A 19,425-nucleotide genomic window follows, 5' to 3' on the forward strand; every position below is an offset into this window, starting at 1 on the left:
CGAGCACCTCGCGGCTGCTGCTGGCCAGGACGTTGCCCAGCGCGCCGCCGAACACGGCGCGCAGGCTCTCGGCGGTGCCGCCCTGGGCGCCCACGCCGGGGGCCAGCAGCGGCGCGTTGGCCGCAGCCAGGTCGAGGGCCAGCTCCTGCACCGCCGCGCCCACGGTGGCGCCGACGACCAGGCCGACGCTGCCCAGCGGGTCGGCCCCGGCGTTGTCGGCGGTGACCCCGTCGACGACCCGGCCGGCGACGCTGCGCCGGTCCAGCATCGCGTGCTGGACGCTCGCGCCCTCGGGGTTGGAGGTGAGCGCCAGGACGAACACGCCCCGGCCCGTGGCGGCCGCCTGGTCCAGGGCAGGGCGCAGCGACTCGTAGCCCAGGAACGGGCTCAGCGTCACGGCGTCGGCCCGCAGCGGGCTGTCCTCGCCGAGGTAGGCCCGGGCGTAGGCGGCCATGGTCGAGCCGATGTCGCCGCGCTTGGCGTCCAGCAACGACAGGGTCCCGGCCTCGCGCAGGTCGGCGAGGGTGCGCTCGAGCACCGCGACGCCGGCCGAGCCGAACCGCTCGAAGAACGCCGACTGCGGCTTGACGCAGGCCACCCGGCCGGCGAACGCCTCGACGCAGGTGGCGGCGAAGCGCTCCAGCCCGGCGAGGGTGGCCGGCAGGCCCCACGCGGCGAGGAGGGCGTCGTGCGGGTCGATCCCCACGCACAGCGGCCCGTGGGCGTCCATCGCGGCCCGCAACCGCGCCCCGAAGGGCGTCGGCGCCGGCGCGCGCCCGGCCTCCGGCACCAGCCGGGCCGCGGGGAGGTCGGCGGCCACCTCGGCGGCCGCCTCCGCTCCCCCGCCGCAGATCACGCGGTCACCCCACGGCCGTAGAGGTCCAGGTCGCTGGCATGGTCCTGCAGCGACTTCACCCGCACCGGCCCGGCCATCTGCGCCTCGATGCCCTGCACCGCCGCGGCCAGCTGCTGCACCGTGGTGATGATCGGGCGGTCCATGCTCGTCGTGGCCGCGCGGATCGCGTAGCCGTCGGCGCGGGCGTCCCGGCCCGACGGGGTGTTGACCACCATGCCCACCTCGCCGGCTAGGATCCGGTCGACGATGGTCGGCTCGCCGTCGGTGCCCTGCCCCTGGCTGTGCTTGCGCACGACCTCGGCGTGGATCCCGTTGCGGCGCAACACCTCTGCGGTGCCCGCGGTGGCGATGAGGTCGAAGCCGAGGTCGGCCAGGCGTTTGACCGGGAAGATCATGCCCCGCTTGTCGCGGTTGGCCACGGAGACGAAGACCGTGCCCTTGCGCGGCAGGCCGCTGATCGAGCCGAGCTGGCTCTTGGCGAACGCCGCGCCGAAGTCGGCGTCGATGCCCATGACCTCGCCGGTGGAGCGCATCTCCGGCCCGAGCAGGCTGTCGACGACCTGGCCCTCGCGGGTGCGGAACCGCTTGAACGGCAACACCGCCTCCTTGACCGCCATCGGCGCGTGGGCCGGCATCCGGCCACCGTCGCCCTCCGGCGGGAGCATCCCCTCGGCGCGCAGCTCGGCGATCGAGGCGCCGAGCATGACGCGGGCCGCGGCCCGCGCCAGCGGCACGCCGGTGGCCTTGGCCACGAACGGCACCGTGCGGCTGGCCCGCGGGTTGGCCTCGAGCACGTAGAGGACGTCCTGGGCCAGCGCGAACTGCACGTTCATCAGGCCCTTGACCCCGATGCCCTGCGCCAGCTTGAGGGTGGACTCGCGCACCCGGCTGAGCTCCTCGGGCCCGAGAGTCACCGGCGGCAGCACGCACGCGGAGTCACCGGAGTGGATGCCGGCCTCCTCGATGTGCTCCATGATCCCGCCGAGGTACATCTCGTGGCCGTCGTAGAGCGCGTCGACGTCGATCTCGATCGCCTCGTCGAGGAACCGGTCGACCAGGACCGGGTGCTCCGGGGAGGCGTGCGTCGCGCGGGTGACGTAGCCGGCGAGCGTCTCGTCGTCGTACACGATCTCCATGCCGCGCCCGCCGAGGACGTAGGAGGGCCGGACGAGGACCGGGTAGCCGATCTCCCGGGCCACCTCGATGGCCTCCTCCGCGCTGTATGCCGTGCCGTGGCGGGGAGCGGGCAGCTGCGCCTCGTGCAGGACGCGGCCGAAGGCGCCGCGGTCCTCGGCGAGGTGGATCGCCTCCGGGGAGGTGCCGACCACCGGCACGCCCTCGTCCTTGAGCGCCTGGGCCAGCCCGAGCGGGGTCTGCCCGCCGAGCTGCACCACGACGCCGGCGACCGGGCCGGCCTGCCGCTCGGCGTGGACGACCTCGAGCACGTCCTCCAGGGTGAGCGGCTCGAAGTACAGCCGGCTGGAGGTGTCGTAGTCGGTGGAGACCGTCTCGGGGTTGCAGTTGACCATGACCGTGTCGAAGCCGTGGTCGCGCAACGCGAAGCTGGCGTGGACGCAGGAGTAGTCGAACTCCACGCCCTGGCCGATCCGGTTCGGTCCCGAGCCGAGGATGATCACTGCGGGCCGCTCGCGCGGCTGCACCTCGGTCTCCTCGTCGTAGGAGCTGTAGTGGTAGGGCGTCTGCGCCGCGAACTCCGCCGCGCAGGTGTCGACCGTCTTGTAGACCGGGCGCACCCCGAGGGCGTGCCGCACCCCGCGGACCACGGCCTCGGGCATGCCGGTGAGCTCGGCGATCTGGGCGTCGGAGAAGCCGTGCCGCTTGGCCAGGCGCAGCAGCCGCGGGGACAGCTGGTCCGCCGCCGCGATCGTGTCGGCGACCTGGTTGATGAGCTGCATCTGGTCCAGGAACCACGGGTCGATGCCGGTGGCCTCGTGCACCTGCTCCACGGTCAGCCCGCCGCGCAGCGCCTGCTGCACCAGGACGATCCGGCCGTCGGTGGGCGTGCGGGCCTGGTCCAGCAGCGCGCGGGCCTGCTCCTTGGAGGGGGCCTCGTCGCGGCGCCAGTGGAAGCTGGACCCCTTGCGCTCCAGGGAGCGCAGCGCCTTCTGCAGTGCCTCGGTGAAGCTGCGCCCGATGGCCATGGCCTCGCCGACCGACTTCATCGTCGTGGTGAGCGTCGGGTCGGCGGCGGGGAACTTCTCGAACGCGAACCGCGGCACCTTGACCACGACGTAGTCCAGGGTCGGCTCGAAGCTGGCCGGCGTCTTGCGGGTGATGTCGTTGGGCACCTCGTCGAGGGTGTAGCCGACGGCCATCTTCGCGGCGATCTTGGCGATCGGGAAGCCGGTCGCCTTGGACGCCAGCGCCGAGGAACGCGACACCCGCGGGTTCATCTCGATGACGATGATGCGGCCGTCGGCGGGGTTGACCGCGAACTGGATGTTGCAGCCGCCGGTGTCGACGCCGACCTCGCGGATGACCTTGATGCCGATGTCGCGCAGCCGCTGGTACTCGCGGTCGGTCAGGGTCAGCGCGGGGGCGACCGTGATCGAGTCGCCGGTGTGCACGCCCATCGGGTCGAGGTTCTCGATCGAGCAGACGACCACGACGTTGTCGGCGTGGTCGCGCATGACCTCGAGCTCGTACTCCTTCCAGCCGAGGATGGACTCCTCCAGGAGCACCTCGGTGGTGGGGCTGTCGTGCAGGCCGGCACCCGCGATACGGCGCAGGTCCTCCTCGTCGTGGGCGAAGCCGGAGCCGAGGCCGCCCATGGTGAAGGACGGGCGCACGACCATGGGGTAGCCGAGCTCCTCGGCCGCCGCGAGGCACTCCTCCATGGTGTGCGCGATGATCGAGCGGGCCACCTCGGCGCCACAGCGCTGGACGACGCCCTTGAACGCCTGCCGGTCCTCGCCGAGCTGGATCGCGTCGACGTTGGCGCCGATGAGCGGGCAGTTGTACTTCTCCAGGACCCCGTTGTCGTGCAACGCGATCGCCGCGTTCAGGGCGGTCTGCCCGCCGAGGGTGGCCAGGACCGCGTCCGGGCGCTCCTTGGCGATGATCGTCTCGATGACCTCGGGGGTGATCGGCTCGACGTAGGTCGCGTCGGCGAACTCCGGGTCGGTCATGATCGTCGCCGGGTTGGAGTTGACCAGGATGACCCGGATGCCCTCCTCGCGCAGGACGCGGCAGGCCTGGGTGCCGGAGTAGTCGAACTCGCAGGCCTGGCCGATGACGATCGGGCCGGACCCGATGACCAGGACGCTGTTGATGTCGGTGCGGCGGGGCATCAGGCGCCGGCCTCCTTGGTCGCATTCGTGTCTTCGGTCGCGCTTCTCGAGGCTCCGGGCCTCGCTCCTTCGTCGCTCGGGTCCTCGCCGTGTCGTCGCCGCTCCATGAGCGAGACGAAGCGGTCGAACAGGTAGCCGGCGTCGTGCGGGCCGGCCGCCGCCTCGGGGTGGTACTGCACCGAGTAGGCCGGCAGGTCCAGGCACTCCAGGCCCTCGACGACGTCGTCGTTGAGGCAGACGTGGGAGACCCGCACCCGCCCGTATGCCGGGTTGCCGGGGGCGGTGACCTCACCCTCCAGCGGTGCGTCCACGGCGAAGCCGGGGTTGTGCGCGGTGACCTCGACCTTTCCGGTGGTGCGGTCGATGACCGGCTGGTTGATCCCGCGGTGGCCGTACTTGAGCTTGTAGGTGCCGAAGCCGAGGGCCCGGCCGAGCAGCTGGTTGCCGAAGCAGATGCCGAAGAACGGGATCCGTGCGTCGAGGACCTGCCGCAGCAGGGTGACCTCGTGCTCGGCGCTCGCCGGGTCGCCGGGCCCGTTCGAGAAGAAGACGCCGTCCGGGGACAGCGCCGTCACCTGCTCGAACGTGGCCGTGGCCGGCAGCACGTGCACCTCGATGCCCTGCTGCGCCATGAGCGCCGGCGTCATCGCCTTGATGCCGAGGTCGAGGGCCGCGACGGTGAACCGCTTCTCCCCCACCGCCGGCACGACGTAGGGCTCGGGGGTGGTGACCTCGCCGGCGAGGGCCGCGCCGCTCATCTGCGGGGCGGTCCGGACGCGGTCGAGCAGCCGGTCCTGCGGCTCGCGGGCGGCGGCGCCGGAGAAGACCCCGACCCGCATCGCGCCGCGCTCGCGCAGGTGGCGGGTCAGGGCACGGGTGTCGATGCCGCTGATGCCGACGACGCCCTGCGCGGCGAGCTCGTCCTCGAGGGTGCGCTGCGAGCGCCAGCTCGACGGGCGCACCGCGGGGTCGCGCACCACGTAGCCGGCGACCCAGATGCGCCGGGACTCGGGGTCCTCGTCGTTGACGCCGGTGTTGCCGACGTGCGGGGCGGTCATGACGACCACCTGCCGGTGGTAGCTGGGGTCGGTGAGCGTCTCCTGGTAGCCGGTCATGCCGGTGGAGAAGACCGCCTCGCCGACGGTCTCGCCCACCGCACCGTAGGCGTCGCCGCAGAAGGCTCGCCCGTCCTCCAGGACGAGGATCGCGGGCTCACGCTCGAGCAGGCCGGGATGGGCGTTCACAGGTCTCCGTCCTCGATCAGCCGGTTCACGGCCTCGATCAGCGCGTCGGTGTCGGTCTTGAAGCGGGGCAGGAACCCCGTGTCGTAGATCTGGCCGTCGGGGGCTCGCCAGGAGACCACGACGAGGCGGTTCTGCCCGACGAACTTGCCGGCCATGCCGCGGTCGAGGCGCACCGAGGTGACGGTGTGCCGCTCGACGTGCACCGGCACCGCGCCCTGGCGCTCCCAGCGCACCCCGGCGCCGTCGACGACCATCGTCGCCTCGGACTTCGCGCCCAGTCCGGCCGCGTTGACCCGCTCGAGGCGGGAGACGGCGATGGTGGTGCTGACGTAGGTGCCCTCGGCGCGGGCCCAGTCGTCGATGGCCATGGGCAGCTCGAACTGACCGGTCTCCTCCAGGGACATCAACGTCGGCGCGTCGTCCTGCGCCGGCGCGACGACCACGGGGATCTCCCCCGTCGCGTCGCGCGGGACCGGGTCGGCGCGGTAGGTGGCCACCGGGGTCCCGGTCGCGGCGGCGACCGCGGCGGACTGGTGACGGCGCGCGCGGCGCAGCCACCCGAGGTACATCAGGGCGTAGACCACCCCGAGGACGATCAGCAGCACCCCCACTGCCTGCAGGCGGGTCATGCCAGGGCTCCCTTCAGCACCGTGGGACGGCCCCGCAGCACCGTGGCGTGGACCGCACCGGTGAGGGTGTGGCCGTGCCAGGGGTTGTTGCGGGACAGCGAGTGGGACGCCTGCCGGTCGATGGTGACCGTGGCGTCGGGGTCGACAAGGGTGAGGTTGGCCGGCTCGCCGACGGCGAGGGGGCGGCCGTGGCCGGACAGTCCGGCGATCCGGGCCGGGTTGACCGACATGACGCGGGCGACCCCGGCCCAGTCCAGCCGGCCGGAGCCGACCATGACGTCGCTGACGACGGACAGGGCGGTCTCCAGGCCGAGCATCCCGAACGCGGCGTCGACGAAGGCGTGCTCCTTGTCGTGCCGGGCGTGCGGCGCGTGGTCGGTGGCGACCGCGTCGATGGTGCCGTCGGCGAGCGCCTCGCGCAGGGCCTCGACGTCCTCGGCCGGGCGCAGCGGCGGGTTGACCTTGAACGTCGGGTCGTAGCCGGCGAGCAGGTCGGTGGTCAGCACCAGGTGGTGCGGGGTGACCTCGGCGGTCACCGCGATGCCCTGCGCCCTGGCCCAGCGCAGCACCTCGACGGTGCCGGCGGTGGAGGCGTGGGCGACGTGGACGCGCGAGCCGGTGTGCCGGGCCAGCATGACGTCGCGCGCGACGATGCTCTCCTCGGCGACCGAGGGCCAGCCGGGCAGCCCGAGCCGGCCGGAGAGCTCGCCCTCGTGGCAGCAGGCGTCCGGGCCGGCCAGGCGCGGGTCCTGGGAGTGCTGGGACACGACGCCGCCGAAGGCCTTGACGTACTCCAGGGCGCGGCGCATCACGCGGGCGTCGGCGACGCAGCGGCCGTCGTCGGAGAAGACGCGCACCCGGGCCCGGCTGCGCGCCATGAGGCCGAGCTCGGCGAGCTCCTCGCCGGCCAGCGCCTTGGTGACGGCGCCCACCGGCTGCACGTCGACCAGGCCGGCCCGCTGCCCCAGCTCGGCGACCCGCTCGGCCGCCTCGGCGGTGTCGGTGACCGGCGAGGTGTTGGCCATGGCGAGCACCGCGGTGTAGCCGCCGACCGCCGCCGCGGCCGAGCCGCTGGCGATGGTCTCGGCGTCCTCGCGGCCGGGCTCGCGCAGGTGGGTGTGCAGGTCGACCAGCCCGGGCAGGGCGACCAGGCCGTCGGCATCGATGACCTCGGCGTCGGCGGGCGCGCTGACCGTGCCGGCCTCGACGATGACGCCGTCCCGGACGAGCAGGTCGCCGGCGCCGGCACCGGCGAGGTCGGCGCCCTTGATCAGCAGGCTCACGCCACGCTCCCTTCGGCGGTGCCGGCACCGGAGGAGGCCAGCAGGTGGTAGAGGACCGACATCCGCACGGCCACGCCGGCGGACACCTGGTCGAGGATCAGGGACTGTGCCGCGTCGGCGGCGTCGGCGGCGATCTCCAGGCCGCGGTTCATCGGGCCGGGGTGGCAGATGACCGCGTGCTCGGGCAGCCGCGCCAGCCGCTCGCGGGTCAGGCCGTAGCCGATGGTGTACTCCCGCGGCGTCGGGAAGTAGCCACCGCTCATCCGCTCGCGCTGCACCCGCAGCATCATCACGGCGTCGACGTGCGGCAGGACCTCGTCGAGGTCGTAGGCGGTCTCGAAGCCGTCCGCGGCCGCCCACGTGGCGATGCCGCTGGGCATGAGGGTCGGCGGGGCGACGACGGTGACCCGCGCGCCGAGGGTGCGCAGGCAGATGAGGTTGCTGCGCAGGACCCGCGAGTGGGTCAGGTCGCCGACGATCGCGACGTGCCGGCCCTCGAGGTCTCCGAGGCGCTGGCGCATCGTGTAGGCGTCGAGCAGCGCCTGCGTGGGGTGCTCGTGGGTGCCGTCGCCGGCGTTGACCACCACCGCGTCCACCCACTGAGAGACCTGGGCGGCCGCGCCGCTGGCACCGTGCCGGATGACCAGGCCGTCGACTCCCATCGCGGCCACGGTGAGGACGGTGTCGCGCAGCGACTCGCCCTTGCTGGTGGAGGAGCCCTTGCCTGAGATGTTGATGACGTCGGCCGAGAGCCACTTGCCCGCGATCTCGAAGGAGGAGCGGGTGCGCGTGGAGTCCTCGAAGAACAGGTTGACCACCGTGCGGCCGCGCAGGGTGGGCAGCTTCTTGACCTCGCGCCGCTGCACGTCGTGCATCGAGGCGGCGGTGTCCAGGATGGACAGCACGCCGTCGCGGTCGAGGTCGTGCATGGACAGCAGGTGCCTCATCGACGCTCCCCTCCACTGATCAGGACCTCGTCCACGCCGTCGTGCTCGGCCAGGCGCACGCTGACCCGCTCGCTGCTGGAGGTCGGCAGGTTCTTGCCCACGAAGTCGGCGCGGATCGGCAGGTCGCGGTGCCCGCGGTCGACCAGCACCGCGAGGCGCACGGCCTGCGGCCGGCCCAGGTCGGACAGGGCGTCCAGGGCGGCCCGGACGGTGCGCCCGGAGAAGAGCACGTCGTCGACGAGCACCACGGTCCGCCCGTCGATGCCGGGTGCCGGGATGTCGGTGTGCTCCACCGCGCGGGTGGGGTTGCGACGCAGGTCGTCGCGGTACATCGTCACGTCGAGCCCGCCGACGGGGACCTCGCGCCCCTCGACCTCGGCCATGACCTTCACGAGGCGGCGGGCCAGGGCCACGCCACGGGTGGGGATGCCGAGCACGACGAGGGACTGCGCGCCCTTGTTCCGCTCGAGGATCTCGTGGGCGATGCGGCGCAGGGCCCGCGAGACGTCGGCCTCGCTCATCACCACTCGGGGAGCGGCGTCCGTGGACGCGGCCTGCGGGGGTACGTCAGAGTCAGGACGCATCAGCGTCAGGACCTCCTTCCCCGCCTCACGGGACGGGTCGTTAAAGGATGTCGGTCGCCGCACAGCGTACCGTCCCCCCGCCACCCGGACCGACGCGGGGCGCCGACACAGGAGGACCGGCATGTCCCGGCGGTAGGGTCGGCGACGTGGCGTCGGACTTCGCGCGGGTGCTGGGGGCACGGCTGCGGTCGGTGCGCACCCAGCAGGGCTTGTCCCTGCAGGCCGTCCAGGACCGCTCCGGGGGCCGGTTCAAGGCGGTCGTCGTGGGCTCCTGGGAGCGCGGCGACCGTGCGGTGACGGTCGAGCGGCTGGCCGAGCTGGCCCGGTTCTACGGGGTGACCGTCGCGGCCCTGCTCCCCGACGGCGGCGGGGTGCCCGGAGCGGTGCCGGACGCGGCATACGGGCTGGACCTGCGCGCCCTGGCGCGCCTGCAGGGCGCGCCGACGCTGGCGCTGGAGCGGTATGCCGCGACGCTGCGCTCCCAGCGCGGGGAGGACTCCCCCGAGCTGCCGCTGACCGAGGAGGACCTGCGCGCGCTGGCCTCGATCCACCAGGTCGACACTGCGGGGATGCTGCAGATGCTGAGAGGCTGGGGCGTCCTGGTGGACACCCCAGCCTCCCGGGTCAGCAGCTGAGCCGGCTCAGACCAGCGTCGGCTTGACCTCCGCGATCCGCGCGAGCAGCCCGTTGACGAACGTCGGCGAGTCGTCGGTGGACAGGCTCTTCGCCAGCGCGACCGCCTCGGAGATCGCCACCGCGTCGGGCACGTCGTCGGCGTAGAGCACCTCGAACGCGCCGATCCGCAGGATGGCCCGGTCGACCGCGGGCATCCGCTCGATCGTCCAGCCCTGGCTGTAGGTCGAGAGCAGCTCGTTGATCGAGGTCCACTTGCGCACCACGCCCTGCACGAGCTCGACGGTGTACTCGTTCAGCGGCGCCTCGGTGCCGGGGCGCGCGAGGCGCTCGGCGAGCAGGGACTCGACGTTCAGCCCGCGCTGCTCGGCCTCGAAGAGGATGTCGAGGGCGCGCTTGCGGGCCTTGCTGCGGGCGGACATCAGGGGGCTGCTTTCGGTGGTGCGGTCAGGGCCGGTCGGGTGCGGGCGTCAGTTGACGCGGCCGAGGTAGGACCCGTCGCGGGTGTCCACCTTGACCTTGGTGCCGGTCTCGAGGAAGAGCGGGACGGCGATCTGCGCGCCGGTCTCCAGGGTGGCCGGCTTGGTGCCACCGGTGGAGCGGTCACCCTGCAGGCCCGGCTCGGTGTAGGTGATCTCCAGCACCACGGAGGCCGGCAGCTCCACGTAGAGCGGCACGCCGTCGTGGGTGGCGACGATCGCCTCCTGGTTCTCCAGCATGAAGTCGGCCGACTTGCCCACGACGTCCTCGGAGACGTGGATCTGGTCGTAGGTCGAGCCGTCCATGAAGACGAAGTCGCTGCCGTCCTTGTACAGGTACTGCATGTCGCGCTTGTCGACGTTGGCGGTCTCGACCTTGGTGCCGGCGTTGAACGTCTTGTCGACGACCTTGCCGGAGAGCACGGCCTTGAGCTTGGTGCGCACGAAGGCCGGGCCCTTGCCCGGCTTGACGTGCTGGAACTCCACGACGGACCACAGCTGTCCGTCGATGTTGAGCACCATGCCGTTCTTGAGGTCGTTGGTCGAAGCCACGCGCGGTTCTCTTTCGTATGACGGGCCGCCGGGTGCGCGGGTCAGCGCAGGCGGGCGCCCGTGAGGTCAGGTCGGGATCCCGGCCAGTCTAGCGGGCACGGGGGCACCGGCCCGCACGCGGCGGCGGCCGGGGACCGCCTCCCGCGGCTTCTCGGAGCCGTTCGTCAGGGCTGTCCGGCGGGACGCAGCAGCACTTCGTGGATCGCGAGGCGCTTGGGGCGGCTGAGGATGAAGGCGATGACCTCGGCGACGTCGTCGGCGGTGACCTCGGCCCGGCCGTAGAGCTGCTCGACACCCCGCCGAGTCTCCTCGTGGGTGATGTGCTGCGGCAGCTCGGTCGCCACCACACCGGGCTCGATGAGGGTGACGCGGACGTCGGGCAGCAGCTCCTGGCGCAGGGACTCCGACCAGCCGTTGAGTCCCCACTTCGTCGCGGCGTAGACGCCGTTGCCGGCTCGCGCGGTGCGGCCGGCGACGGAGGAGATGTTGACGATGTCTCCGCCGCCGTCCGTGAGCTGGTCCAGGAAGACCTCGGTGGCGGTGATCGCGCCGAGGAGGTTGACCTCGACCATCTGCCGGTAGTCGTCACGCAGGTCGGAGGCGAAGGGGCCGAGCAGCATCACGCCCGCGTTGTTGACGAGGACGTCGGCACGGCCCAGCTCCTGTCGGACGCGCTGCCCCGCCGCGACGATGCTGGTGCGGTCGGTGACGTCGGCCTCGATGGCGATGGCCCGGTCGCCCAGCTCGTCGGCGATGGCGGTGACGCGGTCGAGGCGGCGGGCGAGGAGGGCGACGCGGTAGCCGCCTGCTGCGAGGGCCCGGGCGGTGGCTTCGCCGATGCCGGAGGACGCGCCGGTGATGACGGCGACCCGTGGGTGGTCGTGGGTGCTGGTCATGGTCCCTCGTTCCGGTGGTGGGGCGTTCGTGGTGCGGTCACGGGCGTTCAGGCCTCGGGGATCGGACGGCCGAACCGCTCCAGGGTGATGTCGGCCGGCTCCGGGCCGCCGCGACGACCAGTGTCGAGACCGTCCACCGCGGCCAGCTCGTCCTCGTCCAGCTCGAAGTCGAAGACGTCGAAGTTCTCCGCGATGCGGTGTGGCCTGGTCGACTTCGGGATGACCGAGCGGCCCTGCTGCAGGTGCCAGCGCAGCATCACCTGCGCAGCCGACTTGCCGTGTGCTTCGGCGATCCTGCCGATCACCGGGTCCTCGAGCGTGCTGCCGTGGCTGCCGTCGCGGTAGAAGGTGATGCCACCGATGGGCGACCACGCCTGGGTCAGGATGCCGCGCTCGACGCCGAACGCCTGGACCTCACGCTGCTGGAAGTAGGGGTGGACCTCGATCTGGTTGACCGCCGGCACGACCGTCGAGGCGTCCAGCAGCGCGGTGAGGTGGTCGACCATGAAGTTGCTGACCCCGATGGCCCGCACTGTGCCCTCGCCGAGCAGGGTCTCGAGCGCGCGGTACGCCTCGAGGGTCCTGTCGAACTCCGAGGGGAGGGCCTGGTGCAGGATCAGCAGGTCGATCTGCTCGACGCCGAGCTTGGCCGCGCTCTTGTCGAAGCCGTGCAGCGTCTGGTCGTAGCCGTAGTCGCTGATCCAGATCTTCGTCTCGATGAAGACGTCGTCGCGGGCCAGTCCGGAGGCGTGGATGGCCTCGCCGACCTCGCGCTCGTTGCCGTATGCCGCGGCGGTGTCGATGTGGCGGTAGCCGGTGCGCAGTGCCGCTTCCACGGCTGCCCGGGTCTCGTCCGGCGGGGTCTGGAACACCCCCAGCCCGAGGGCGGGCATCGCGATGTCGTTGTTCAGGGTGAGCGTGTCCATGGGATCGACCGTAGGCACCGGGTGCGGTCCCTGGGAGGCCCTGTCGCTACCCCTCTCGTCACGCACCGCGTCCGGGCGGTGGGTGCCACGTGGTGGGACGCCGTCCGGACCGTCTCAGAGCCGGCGCTCGTAGCGCAGCACCCGGTCCCCGGCCTCGTCGACGCGGGTGTGCTCCGGGGTGACGGTGAAGCCGAACCGCTCGTAGATCCCCCGGGCCCGCGGGTTGTCCTCGAGCACCCACAGCTGGGCGCGGTCGAAACCCTGCGCCCGGCCACGGTCGAGGACGTCGGCGAGCAGGGCCGTGCCGATGCCCCAGCCCTCGCGGGCAGGGTCGGTCGCGACCGTCGAGACGTGCAGCAGCCCGGGCACGGGTGCGGCGTCCCCGACGCCGATGCCCTGCACGGCCTGCTGGCCGATGGCCGAGCCGACCAGCGTGCCCCCGAGGTGGGCGAGGCGGCGGATGCCGTGGGCGAGCTTGCCGTCGGCGGCGGCCTCGCCCAGCTCGGGCGCCGGGCGGCCGTCGGGTCGACGGGCGGCCCGCGCCCACAGGTCCATGACCGCGTCACGGTCGGCCGGGCCGCCCTCGCGGACCACCGGCAGGGCGAGGTCGTAGCGCAGCGACGGCTCGGAGCCGTACCAGCTGCCCTGACCGGTGACCACACCACCGAGACGGCGCGCCAGGGCCCGGCTGCGGTCGTTGTCATGCCGGACCAGGGCCAGGACCGACGGCACGTGCAGCTGCCACGCGGCATACCGCAGCACCGCGCGCATCCCCTCGGCGGCGAGCCCGCGACCCCACTGGTCGACGGCCAGGAACCAGCCGACCTCGGGCGGGTCCGTGGGGCCGGCGTGCTTCCACGGGCGCAGGGAGAACCGGCCGACCACCCGACCCGGGTCGTCCGAGCCGTCGGCCAGGTGCGCGACCCAGCCGCCCAGGCCCGGGGGCAGGCCCTCGAAGACGCGCAGGTCGTCGGCCTTGTCGCCCGCCGTGGCGGGCGCCCCCGAGGCGAGGTGGGCGGCGAACTCCGGCGCGGCATACAGCTCGTGCAGGGCAACGGCGTGCCGGGCCGGGTCGAGCGGCTCCAGCCGCAGCCGCGCCGTGCGCAGCGGGGGGACGCTCACCGGACGAGGGCGTGGAGTGCGAGCAGGTAGGACCCGGTGCCGAACCCGGCCACCGTCCCCGTGGCCACGCCCGCCACGACCGAGGTGTGCCGGAACTCCTCCCGCGCCGCCGGGTTGGACAGGTGGACCTCGACGAGGCGCCTGCCGGCGGAGGTGATGAGGGCGCAGGCGTCCCGCAGCGCATACGAGTAGTGCGTGAACGCCGCCGGGTTGAGCACCACGTCCACTCCGGCGTCGACGGCCTCGTGCACCCAGCCGACGAGCTGCGACTCGTCGTTGGTCTGGCGGAAGTCGACCTCGAGGCCGAGCTCGGTGCCCAGGGTGCGGACCGCGCGCTCGACGTCGGCGAGGGACTCGGTGCCGTAGACCTCGGGCTCGCGGGTGCCCAGACGGTTCAGGTTGGGGCCGTTGAGCACGATCACGCGAGACGTCATGCGGGAATTCTAGGAGGAGCCCGACAAGGCCCACTCGGCAAAGACAGGGCCAGTTGGCGAATTCATGAGAAAGAGCACGCAGCCGGACATTCTCCGCTACCTTTCGCAATGGATCACCATCGCGGATTCCGATTACAGGGGAGAAACACATGCGCGCTCTCAAGGCAGCCCTCGCTGCCGTGAGTCTTTCTGCTGCACTCACGGGTGCTTCTGTCGCCATCGCGGGTGCGGCCGACGCCGCGACGTGCCAGGGGGGCTACCCGGCCAGCCAGTGCACCATCGCCATGAGCGACACCACCGTCACGCCCGGCGAGAAGGTCTCCTTCCAGGCCAGGGGCTTTGGCAGCAAGGAGCTCGTCACCGGCGTCGTCCGGTCCACGCCGCAGGTCGTGGGTTCCTGGCGCTCCAGCGGGGGCGGCGTCGTCTCCGGCACGTTCCGGGTCCCGAGCAACCTCAAGCCGGGCACCCACACCTTCACGCTGACCGGGGCCCCCTCGGGTGTCTCCAAGAGCACCTCGTTCACGGTCCTGAGCTCGGCCGGCGCGGGCACCACGGCGGGCGCGGGCACGACGGCGGGCACGGGCACCACGGCCGGCACGGGCACCGGCACCTCCGCCACCTCTGCCACCTCTGCCACCTCCGCCTCGCTGGCCTTCACCGGCGCTGACGTGGCCAAGACGGTCGGCGCGGGCCTGGTGCTCCTCGTCGGCGGTGGCGCCCTCGTGGTCGCCTCGCAGCGCCGCAAGAGCGCCGGCTCCGCAGCCTGACCTCCGGGGAGTTGCCCGGCCGTCGCCGAGGTCTGCGCCGTGGGGCGTATGCCGTTGCTGTGGCCGTGGTCCTCTACGGAGTGGCCCTGGCGTGGTCCGCTGTCCAGACCGACCGCCACCTGCGTGACGCGCAGGTGGCGGTCGGTCTGCTGCGCGCTGACCTGGTCCGCCGTGACGCACCCGCCACAGAGGTGGATGACCGGCTGCGGCAGGTCCAGCGTGACGCGGACGCGGCCCGGGCCCTGACCTCCGGGCCGGTCTGGCAGCTGGCCTCCGCCGTCCCCGTCGCGGGCCGGCCGTTCACCACCGTGGCTGGGGCCTCGGCCGCCGTCGCGGACCTGTCGCACGACGTGCTGCCCGAGCTGCGTGCGGTGCAGCACCAGCTGCTCGCCCGCGACCTGCACCGTCCCGGCGGGGTCGACCTGGCCCCGATCACCGCGGCCCGCGAGCCGCTCTCCCTCGCCCAGACCCGGGCGCAGGAGATCCTCGCCCGCGTGCGGGCCCTGCCCGCGTCGACCGGGATCGGCGCCGTCGACCGCGCCCGGGCCCAGCTGGTCGGGCAGGTCGGCGACCTCAGCACGCAGCTGGCCACCACCCGCGACGTCGTCACGCTGGTGCCGCCGATGATGGGCGCCGACGGCACCCGCCGCTACCTCGTCGCGTTCGAGAACAGCACCGAGGCGCGCGGCCTGGGTGGCCTGCCCGGCGCCTACGCGATCCTGCGCGCCGACCGGGGTCGGCTGACCTTCGAGCACTTCGGCGTCGACAGCGACTTCGGCGGTCTGCGGGTGGGTCTCGGCGGGCTCAGCGCCGACTATGCCCAGCACTTCCAGGGCGCCGCACCCGACCGCGTCTTCGGGAACACGACCTCAGGCCCCGATTTCCCCGACGCGGCGCAGCTGCTCATGCGCTTCTGGCAGGCCCGCAGCGGGCAGCACCTCGACGGGGCAATCGCCACCGACCCCTCGGCGCTGGCCATGCTGCTCGCCGTCACCGGGCCGACGCGCCTGGCCGACGGGACCGTGCTCAACGCCGCCAACGTCGTGTCGCTCACCGAGCGGGACGCCTACGCCCGGTTCACCGACCCGGTCCAGCGCAAGGCGTTCCTCGTGCTGGTGGCCAGGGCCGTCGCCGACGACGTGCTGCAACGCGGGCCGGCCAGGGCGATGCGGCTCGCCGACGCGCTGGGCAAGGCCGTCGGCGAGCGCCGGCTCATGCTCTACAGCACCCACCCGGCCGAGCAGCAGGTGCTGGCCCGGCAGCCGGTCGGCGGCACGCTCAGCGACACCAGGGGCCCGTTCTCCGCCGTGGTCATCAACAACGGCGGTGGCAACAAGCTCGACTACTACCTCGCCCGCGACGTCACCTACCGCAGCAGCTCCTGCCAGGGCAGCCTGCGCCCGGCGACGGTGACGATCCGGCTCACCAACGGCGCTCCGCGTTCCGGCCTGACCGACTACGTCGCGGGGCGCGCCGACCTGCCCAGGCACAGCGTCCCGCCGGGCACCAACCGGCTGCTCGTCAGCTACTACGCCACCCAGGGCGCGGGGTTCGACGGGGCCACCCTCGATGGCCGGCAGGCGCTGCTGACGGTGGACACGCAGGCCGGGCGCCCGGTGTTCACCTCCGAGCTGGAGATCGGTCCGGGCCAGACCCGCACCCTGGTGATCCACGTGCTCGAGCCGGGATCGGCCACCGGTCCGGTCACCACCATGGTGCAGCCCCTGGTCCTGCCGCAGACCACCCACGTGGCCGGTCCGGTCTGCCCGGCCGTGCCGGCGCGACGCTGACGTCACGGCGCGGACGTCGGCGCGGACGTCACGACCGCAGGGGCGCGACTGTGGCGTGGCGACGCCGAGGCGCGGGTGATTCGCGGGAGGTCCCGCGTCAGCCCAGGGAGATGCCGCGGGGTGCGGTGTCCTCGCTGACCTCGGCGTAGGCCGCCTGCAGCAGCGCCGGGTCGGGACCCTCCAGCCGGGTCGGGCGACCCACGTCGTCCAGGATGACGAAGCGCAGCATCGAGCCGCGGCTCTTCTTGTCGCGCTTCATCGCCTCGAGCAGGCGCGGCCAGCGGTCACCGCGGTAGGCCGTCGGCAGCCCGAGGCTGCGCAGCACCTCCCGGTGCCGGTCGACCACGGCGTCGTCCAGGCGACCCGCCAGCCGGGCCAGCTCGGCGACGTAGACCATGCCCACGCTGACCGCGGCCCCGTGGCGCCAGGAGTAGCGCTCCACCTGCTCGATGGCGTGGCCGAAGGTGTGGCCGTAGTTGAGGATCTCCCGCAGCGATGACTCGCGCAGGTCCTGCGCCACGACACCGGCCTTGACCGAGACCGCCCGCTCGATGAGCTCCCGCACCGGCCCGCCCTCGGCGTGGGTGGCTGCCTCCGGGTCGGCCTCGACCAGCTCGAGGATGCGGGGGTCGGCGATGAAGCCGCACTTGACCACCTCGGCCATGCCGGCCACGAAGTCGTGCTTCGGCAGCGTCGTCAGGGTGGCCAGGTCGCACAGCACCCCCGCCGGCGGGTGGAAGGCCCCGACGAGGTTCTTGCCCTCGGCCGTGTTGATGCCGGTCTTGCCGCCGACCGCGGCGTCGACCATCCCCAGCAGCGTGGTCGGCACGTGCACGACCGTGACCCCGCGCAGCCACGTGGCGGCGACGAAGCCGGCCAGGTCGGTGACCGTGCCGCCACCGACGGCCACGACCGCGTCGGACCGGGTGAAGCCCGCCTGCCCCAGGACGCCCCACAGGAACGCCGCCACCTCGGCGGACTTGGCCTCCTCGGCGTCGGGCACCTCAGCCACGAACGCCGAGAACCCTTCTGCCGCAAGGTCATCGCGCACGGCCTCGCCGGTGGCGCGCAGAGCGCGGGGGTGGATGACCAGCACCCGCTCCACGCCCTCCCCGAGCAGGCCGGGCAGCTCGGCCAGCAGGCCGGTGCCGATGACGACGTCGTAGTCCCCGCCCACGCTGATCCGGGTCGGCTCGGTCACTGCTGCTCCCCCAGGGCTTCGGCGATCTCGGCGGCGATGTCCTGCGGTGTGCGACCGGCGGTGTTGACGCGCAGGGTGGCCAGCCGCTCGTAGGTCGGGCGGCGGGCGTCCATGAGCCGCACCCACTGCGCGCGCGGGTTCATCATGAGCAGCGGCCGGCTGCGGTCGAAGCCGACCCGCTTTGCTGCGTCGGCGATGCCCACTTCGAGGAACACCACGGTGTGCCCGGACAGCGCCTGCTCGGTGGCCGGGTCCATGACCGCTCCCCCACCCAGGGACAGCACGCCGGTGTGGCTGGCGAGCGAGGCCGCCACCTCTTGGCGCTCGAGCTCGCGGAAGCGGGGCTCGCCGTCCTCGACGAAGATGTCGGAGATGCTCCGCTGCTCGGCCTGCTCGACCGCCTCGTCGGTGTCGCGCAGGGCCACGCCGAGCAGCTCGGCGAGTGCGCGACCGACCACGGTCTTGCCCGACCCGGGTGGGCCGATGAGGACGGCGACCGGGCGCGTGCCGGACCGGTCCGCGGCGGAGTCCGACGGCATACCGGCGGTCACCACGAGCGCATCCCCTCGGGGATGGACGCGAGGTAGCCGGCGTGGTTGCGGGCGGTCTCGGCGACGCTGTCGCCGCCGAACTTCTCGACGCACGCCTGGGCGAGCACCAGCGCGACCATGGCCTCGGCGACCACCCCGGCCGCCGGCACGGCACACACGTCGGAGCGCTGGTGGATCGCGGTCGCCGGCTCGTCGCCGGTCACGTCGACCGTGTCGAGGGCACGCGGCACGGTGCTGATGGGCTTCATCGCGGCCCGCACCCGCAGCACGTCGCCGGTGGACATGCCGCCCTCGGTGCCGCCGGCCCGGCCGGTGCGGCGGCGGATCGCGCCGCTGTCGTCGCGCTCCATCTCGTCGTGGGCGGCCGAGCCGCGGCGGGCCGCGGTGCGGAACCCGTCGCCGACCTCGACCCCCTTGATCGCCTGGATCCCCATGAGCGCCCCGGCGAGCTGGGCGTCGAGCCGGCGGTCCCAGTGCACGTGCGAGCCCAGGCCCGGGGGCAGCCCGTAGGCCAGGACCTCGACGACGCCGCCGAGGGTGTCGCCGTCCTTCTTGGCAGCCTCGATCTCGGCCACCATCGCGGTCGTGCCGGGCAGGTCGAGGCTGCGCACCGGGCTGGCGTCGAGCGCGGCGACGTCGTCGGGGGTCGGCGCCGGTGCGTCGTCGGCGACCCCGGCGCCGCCGATGGCCACCGTGTGCGCGACCAGGCGGATGCCGTAGGCCTGCTGGAGGAACCGGGCAGCCACCGCGCCGAGGGCCACCCGGGCGGCGGTCTCGCGCGCGGAGGCGCGCTCGAGCACCGGCCGGGCGTCGTCGAAGCCGTACTTCTGCATGCCGACCAGGTCGGCGTGGCCGGGACGCGGCCGGGTCAGCGGCTTGTTGCGGCCGACCTCCTGCGGGGCGCCCACGTCGTCCGCGGCGGCGTAGGCCTCGGCGTCGACCGGGTCCGGGCTCATCACGGTCTGCCACTTGGGCCACTCGGAGTTGCCGACCCGGATCGCGATGGGCGAGCCGAGGGTGATGCCGTGGCGCAGGCCCCCGAGGAACTCCACCGCGTCCTGCTCGAACTTCATCCGGGCGCCGCGGCCGTAGCCGAGCCGGCGTCGCGCCAGGGCCGCCGCGACGTCCCCGGTGGTCACCTCCACCCCGGCCGGCATTCCCTCCAGGACCGCCACGAGGGCAGGGCCGTGGGACTCACCGGCAGTCAACCAACGCAGCAT

General features: G+C 73.2%; 19 protein-coding genes. 3 read left to right on the forward strand and 16 right to left on the reverse strand.

Translation table 11 applies throughout. The annotated features are described in order from the left end of the window. The 7 genes from pyrF to pyrR all read right to left on the reverse strand — a co-directional run. On the reverse strand, positions 1-730 hold a 730-nt coding region (gene pyrF, locus VF825_RS04650), incomplete at its 3' end, for an orotidine-5'-phosphate decarboxylase (RefSeq protein WP_331110722.1). Between the two features lie 122 nt (positions 731-852). Continuing rightward, positions 853-4,167, reverse strand: coding sequence for a carbamoyl-phosphate synthase large subunit (gene carB, locus VF825_RS04655; RefSeq protein ID WP_331110639.1), 3,315 nt, complete (start codon positions 4,165-4,167; stop codon positions 853-855). Further along, positions 4,167-5,411, reverse strand: a complete 1,245-nt coding sequence (gene carA, locus VF825_RS04660; RefSeq protein WP_331110641.1) for a glutamine-hydrolyzing carbamoyl-phosphate synthase small subunit — start codon at positions 5,409-5,411, stop codon at positions 4,167-4,169. The genes carB and carA overlap by 1 nt, the downstream gene beginning before the upstream one ends. Then, entirely contained in the window at positions 5,408-6,040 is a 633-nt protein-coding gene (locus VF825_RS04665) for a hypothetical protein (protein ID WP_331110643.1), read from the reverse strand. Before VF825_RS04665 ends, carA begins: the two co-directional genes overlap by 4 nt. After that, positions 6,037-7,323, reverse strand: a complete 1,287-nt coding sequence (locus tag VF825_RS04670) for a dihydroorotase (protein WP_331110645.1) — start codon at positions 7,321-7,323, stop codon at positions 6,037-6,039. The genes VF825_RS04665 and VF825_RS04670 overlap by 4 nt, the downstream gene beginning before the upstream one ends. Beyond that, entirely contained in the window at positions 7,320-8,270 is a 951-nt protein-coding gene (locus VF825_RS04675) for an aspartate carbamoyltransferase catalytic subunit (RefSeq protein ID WP_331110647.1), read from the reverse strand. Before VF825_RS04675 ends, VF825_RS04670 begins: the two co-directional genes overlap by 4 nt. After that, positions 8,267-8,854: a bifunctional pyr operon transcriptional regulator/uracil phosphoribosyltransferase PyrR gene (gene pyrR, locus VF825_RS04680; protein WP_331110649.1), complete on the reverse strand. Its 588-nt coding sequence runs from the start codon at positions 8,852-8,854 to the stop codon at positions 8,267-8,269. Before pyrR ends, VF825_RS04675 begins: the two co-directional genes overlap by 4 nt. 146 nt (positions 8,855-9,000) lie before the next feature. Here pyrR and VF825_RS04685 point away from each other — a divergent pair, with 146 nt between their 5' ends. After that, positions 9,001-9,489, forward strand: a complete 489-nt coding sequence (locus VF825_RS04685; protein ID WP_331110651.1) for a helix-turn-helix domain-containing protein — start codon at positions 9,001-9,003, stop codon at positions 9,487-9,489. 6 nt (positions 9,490-9,495) lie between these two features. Here VF825_RS04685 and nusB read toward each other — a convergent pair whose 3' ends face one another. The 6 genes from nusB to aroQ form a co-directional block, all read right to left on the reverse strand. Beyond that, complete coding sequence (nusB, locus tag VF825_RS04690) at positions 9,496-9,909, reverse strand: transcription antitermination factor NusB (RefSeq protein WP_331110653.1); 414 nt, start codon at positions 9,907-9,909, stop codon at positions 9,496-9,498. Between the two features lie 48 nt (positions 9,910-9,957). Next, on the reverse strand, positions 9,958-10,518 hold the full coding sequence (efp, locus tag VF825_RS04695; protein WP_331110655.1) for an elongation factor P: 561 nt from the start codon (positions 10,516-10,518) through the stop codon (positions 9,958-9,960). A 164-nt stretch (positions 10,519-10,682) separates the two neighbouring features. Further along, on the reverse strand, positions 10,683-11,414 hold the full coding sequence (locus VF825_RS04700; RefSeq protein WP_331110657.1) for an SDR family oxidoreductase: 732 nt from the start codon (positions 11,412-11,414) through the stop codon (positions 10,683-10,685). A 47-nt stretch (positions 11,415-11,461) separates the two neighbouring features. Next, positions 11,462-12,340 carry an aldo/keto reductase gene (locus VF825_RS04705; RefSeq protein WP_331110659.1) on the reverse strand — a complete coding sequence of 293 codons (879 nt, stop codon included), beginning with the start codon at positions 12,338-12,340 and terminating at the stop codon, positions 11,462-11,464. A gap of 114 nt (positions 12,341-12,454) precedes the next feature. Beyond that, complete coding sequence (locus VF825_RS04710; RefSeq protein ID WP_331110661.1) at positions 12,455-13,462, reverse strand: GNAT family N-acetyltransferase; 1,008 nt, start codon at positions 13,460-13,462, stop codon at positions 12,455-12,457. Beyond that, positions 13,459-13,896: a type II 3-dehydroquinate dehydratase gene (aroQ, locus tag VF825_RS04715; RefSeq protein ID WP_331110663.1), complete on the reverse strand. Its 438-nt coding sequence runs from the start codon at positions 13,894-13,896 to the stop codon at positions 13,459-13,461. Before aroQ ends, VF825_RS04710 begins: the two co-directional genes overlap by 4 nt. A 284-nt stretch (positions 13,897-14,180) precedes the next feature. On the opposite strand from aroQ, the gene VF825_RS04720 reads away from it, so the two are divergent. Next, entirely contained in the window at positions 14,181-14,663 is a 483-nt protein-coding gene (locus tag VF825_RS04720) for a hypothetical protein (RefSeq protein WP_331110665.1), read from the forward strand. Positions 14,664-14,722: 59 nt separating this feature from the next. Further along, positions 14,723-16,453 carry a DUF4012 domain-containing protein gene (locus VF825_RS04725; protein WP_331110667.1) on the forward strand — a complete coding sequence of 577 codons (1,731 nt, stop codon included), beginning with the start codon at positions 14,723-14,725 and terminating at the stop codon, positions 16,451-16,453. A gap of 97 nt (positions 16,454-16,550) precedes the next feature. Here VF825_RS04725 and aroB read toward each other — a convergent pair whose 3' ends face one another. The 3 genes from aroB to aroC are packed head-to-tail and all read right to left on the reverse strand — an operon-like array spanning position 16,551 to position 19,425. Then, positions 16,551-17,654 (reverse strand): 3-dehydroquinate synthase, encoded by a 1,104-nt coding sequence (aroB, locus tag VF825_RS04730; RefSeq protein WP_331110669.1) that lies wholly within the window; start codon positions 17,652-17,654, stop codon positions 16,551-16,553. Next, positions 17,651-18,193, reverse strand: coding sequence for a shikimate kinase (locus VF825_RS04735; protein WP_331110672.1), 543 nt, complete (start codon positions 18,191-18,193; stop codon positions 17,651-17,653). The genes aroB and VF825_RS04735 overlap by 4 nt, the downstream gene beginning before the upstream one ends. Before the next feature lie 8 nt (positions 18,194-18,201). Continuing rightward, positions 18,202-19,425 (reverse strand): chorismate synthase, encoded by a 1,224-nt coding sequence (aroC, locus tag VF825_RS04740; protein ID WP_331110674.1) that lies wholly within the window; start codon positions 19,423-19,425, stop codon positions 18,202-18,204.

It is taken from the genome of Oryzihumus sp. (assembly GCF_036391795.1).
Lineage (GTDB): Bacteria > Actinomycetota > Actinomycetes > Actinomycetales > Dermatophilaceae > Oryzihumus.